Annotated in this window: 4 protein-coding genes; all 4 read right to left on the bottom strand. The window is 66.9% G+C overall.

Annotated features, from left to right (window positions below; translation table 11 throughout):
• Nucleotides 1-214 precede the first annotated feature (214 nt).
• A complete protein-coding gene (locus AB0I72_RS28240; RefSeq protein WP_358574122.1) occupies nt 215-844 on the bottom strand; it encodes a hypothetical protein in 630 nt (209 codons plus the stop codon).
• 131 nt (nt 845-975) lie between these two features.
• A complete protein-coding gene (locus tag AB0I72_RS28245) occupies nt 976-1,218 on the bottom strand; it encodes a hypothetical protein (protein WP_358574124.1) in 243 nt (80 codons plus the stop codon).
• Nucleotides 1,219-1,246: 28 nt separating this feature from the next.
• Nucleotides 1,247-1,546, bottom strand: a complete 300-nt coding sequence (locus AB0I72_RS28250) for a hypothetical protein (protein WP_358574126.1) — start codon at nt 1,544-1,546, stop codon at nt 1,247-1,249.
• A gap of 769 nt (nt 1,547-2,315) precedes the next feature.
• Nucleotides 2,316-3,535, bottom strand: a 1,220-nt coding sequence (locus tag AB0I72_RS28255; protein WP_358574128.1) for a BTAD domain-containing putative transcriptional regulator, incomplete at its 5' end; no start/stop codon positions are given.

Here is a 3,535-nt window from a genome sequence, read left to right on the forward strand (position 1 = left end):
GGCGGTGATCAGGGTCCCCGGCCCGGACTGACGCAGGTCGATCAGCATGGGGATGGTGACCTCCTCGTCGGCGAACCGGTCACGCATCGTACGGACAATGGTCACGGTGAGTCCCTTCGTGTGGGCGCGCCGAACACAGCGCTCGGCATGCGGTGTGGTCTGGGGTGGGGCCACCCGCCGTTGGCGGGGGTGGCCCCGGGAGGATGCGGCCCGGTCAGCCCAGGTGGTCGTACACGTCCAGGTGCGCGGTCACGATCGCGGTGAGGGTGGCGGTGATCGTCGCGCTGGGCATGGTGGCCGCGTCGAAGGCCAGGCCGTAGTCGCTGACCGTGGTGTACTCCGGCAACACGTGGGTGCGCAGCCGTACCGGTTCGGCGTAGGCGAGCGGGACCGTCAGCCGGACCTGCGACTTGCCGTCAGGGCGCGCGTAGGTGTCCGTGATGGTGGGCACACGCTTGCCCCAGAAGTCGGCGCAGGTGGGTCCGGCCGGGAAGACACCTCGCTGGTCCAGGCTGCGGCGGATCGGGGTCAGGATCGGTGCCATCGCCTTCACCTGGGCCCATTCCGTCCGGTAGTCGTTGGCGATGTCGGTCAGATCCTCGGCCAGGTCCTCGTCGCCGCGCGGCTCGTCGTTGTCCTGGCGGCACTCGGCGAGGGTGTCCAGGCCACGCCCCGGGGCGATGATCATGGTCAGCTCGTCCAGGTGCCCGGTGGGCGGGTGGACCTGCACCCGCCCGGAGGTCTCGTTCCAGGCCAACAGGCTGGCCGGTCCCAGGTCACGCATCCGGGCGACATGCGCGGCCCTGACCTCGATGCGGCTGATGTAGTGCATACTCGTGCTCACAGCACACTCCACTTCGTTGGTTGTGGTGTTGGGCCCGCACCCACCCGTTCGGGGCTTGCATTCCTGTCGGGGTGGGCGCGGGTGTCTTCGGTGGGGCCGGTCTGAAGGCGGCTACCTTCAGGCCGGCCTCATCAGGCCGAGGTGAACTCCTTCAGGGGCACGAGCACGACCGGCCGCCGGGGCTTGAGCCCGCCCTTGTTCGACCCGGAGTAGTTGCTCCAGTCAGGGCAGAGTTCCGTACCGTCCTGGTGGCTGTAGTCCGGCCTGGTCCAACTCGGCCCCCAGTCGGTGGGCGGAAGGTCGCGCACCCCTTCCAGGCACTCGGGGCAGATCATGTCCGAGCCGAACACCCCAGGTGTGGGCCTGTTGGTCATCACGTTCTCCTTCGTCGTGGTAGTGGATTCAGCGCCGTGCGGTGGCCGGAAACATCCGGTGCGCGTGGAGCTGGAACAGCACGCTCCCCAGGTCCTCGCGGTACCGTTCCGCCCGGACGTGGTCCTCAGCGGCCCGTCGTGCGGCCAGGCTTGTCGGTTGGGTGCGGTACAGGTGCGCCGCCTTCCCCCGCGCGGCCAACTCCCGGACGATCGCCTCCTCGTAGTCGGTGGCCAACTCCCGGGCGCGTTGGGCCCGGGCCCGGTTGGCCAGCTCGGCGTCCGTCGGCGGTCGCGGCCGATCCCACATTCGCCCGGCGATCATCGCCATTGCACACATCGTGCGCATTGTTTCAACCCCCTAGAATTGCCGGGTGTTCGCGTTTGGCGGTCCGAGGTTCACTTGGTCGACCGGTGTTTGTCAACTCGTGGCGTGAACCTTTTTCCACCCGCCCCGGAAACGGTGCCCGCTTCCAGGGCGGGACCCAAGGTGACCTTGGGTGACGCGGGTTTGTCAACTCGCGTCGCGGAAGAATTTTCCGCCCGCCCCGGAACCGGTGTTCCGCCCCGGGGAGCACGCCAATAGGAACTTGGGCAGGGCGGGGTTGTCAAACCGTGGCGCGGACTTTTTCACGGAAACTTTTCGCCGCGCGACCCCAGAGAGGAACCGCGCCCGCGCGCGTACGCGCGTGAGGACATCCCCGGGGCGGAGGTGGGCGATCATGATGCGCATGCGCGCCGCTGATCTGGGTGATCACGGAAAAGGCACACAACGGGTGTTGTGTGCCTCTGGTTGTTTTTTATGAATAGTGGGGACTGGGAAGAGAGGGAGGGGTGGGTGGGGGGAGAGGAGGGGCGGAGCGGGGGCCGGGGCGGGCCGGGCCCGCCCCGGACAAGGAGGGGGCCGGGCGCCCCCTACGTGAAGATGACTACCCACTGGGTATAAGTCTGGACACGCGTTGGCCCATCTGAACAACCCCTGACCTGCGCATATGGTCGTGGAGGGGTGGGCCACAGGGACGGCCCAGGTGTTGGCCCACTCGATGGCCCACTTGTTGGCCCTGGTTCAGATCGTGTTCACCTGGCCGACGAGCCCAGCCTCATGAGGTGGCCTGGGCGCCCTCCGGTGCGGCAGCGACACACTCCTGGAAGATGCGCTGACTTTCCGAACTGGGCTTTTCACCGAGGCAGGCAAGCTTGTCCTTCAACGATCGGTAGGTTTGACTCGCGGCCTCCGGTGAGCCGTTATCCTGATGCGCGATCATCAAACGCTGGTACAGCGGCTCGTTGAATTCGTCAAACGAACATGCTTGTTCCAGATACCTGATCTTCTTCGAGCTGGAGTCAGTGGCGTCGGCGAGCCTGACGCAGGCACTGACCGCCTCCCGAATACAGCGCTCCCTGGCTCGAGCCACCCATTCTTCATCACGCCCTCCCAGAAGGACTTGGGCGTGAAGGGATACAAGTTTCTCCGCGTACGCGAGATTCCCGGTTGACCCTTCCTTGCGGGCGAGGGATGCCGTCCTTGAAAACTCCCACACATCGACAACGAAGAGCTCGGCGTCGAGGCGGTACCGACTGTTCTCGTGCACGATGATCTGTTCCTTGGGGGACTCCATTAGGGGGCGCAGTACGGCACGAAGGCTACTGGTGGCGTTACGCCGATCCACTGCGGCCTTGGTGGAGTCAGAGTCGGCGAAGCACACCTGGGTGATCTGCGTGTTGTCAGCGCCCCTCGGGTGCAGGGCGAGGAAGGACAGCAGGGTCCATGCCACCGATCGGAGCCCCCTCACGGGCTCACCGTCGAAGGTGAGCTCCGGCTCGGGTGCGAACAACTGCACCCGCAGCCGGGGCTCGGGATGTGCATCCGTTCCTGGGAGTGCCGGGCTCGTGGACTGTTCCTCCTCGTCCTGGTGGAGCTCGTCCTTGTCCGGGCCGGGATCGTGGTCCGGCACGGGACGGGGCTCGTGGCCGCCGCTGGCCTCGGGTTGTTCCTCCTCGACCTGGTCGGGCTCGTCCGCCTCCGTTCCTCGGGTGTGCTCCGGGACAGGTGGGGGTGCTTGGTCGACAGAGATGTCCTCCTGCTCGTCGTGGCCCTGTGATGGGCTCCACAACCGCAGAGCGCCCTCGCGTGTCACCTCCCCATCACGGGTACGCACCCGCACCGCGCGCCGGTCCTCGCAGTCCACCGTGGCCCCGACGTTGTCGACGGCGCCGAGCACGCACACCACCACCCCAGCAGTGGCGGTGAGCGCCGTGGGCGCTCCCTGGTCGAGGTCGCTTGCTTCCACCACGACCAGCACAGACTGAGGAGCCGAAG

The sequence above is a fragment of the Nocardiopsis sp. NPDC049922 genome, assembly GCF_040660275.1.
In the GTDB taxonomy this organism is placed as follows: domain Bacteria; phylum Actinomycetota; class Actinomycetes; order Streptosporangiales; family Streptosporangiaceae; genus Nocardiopsis.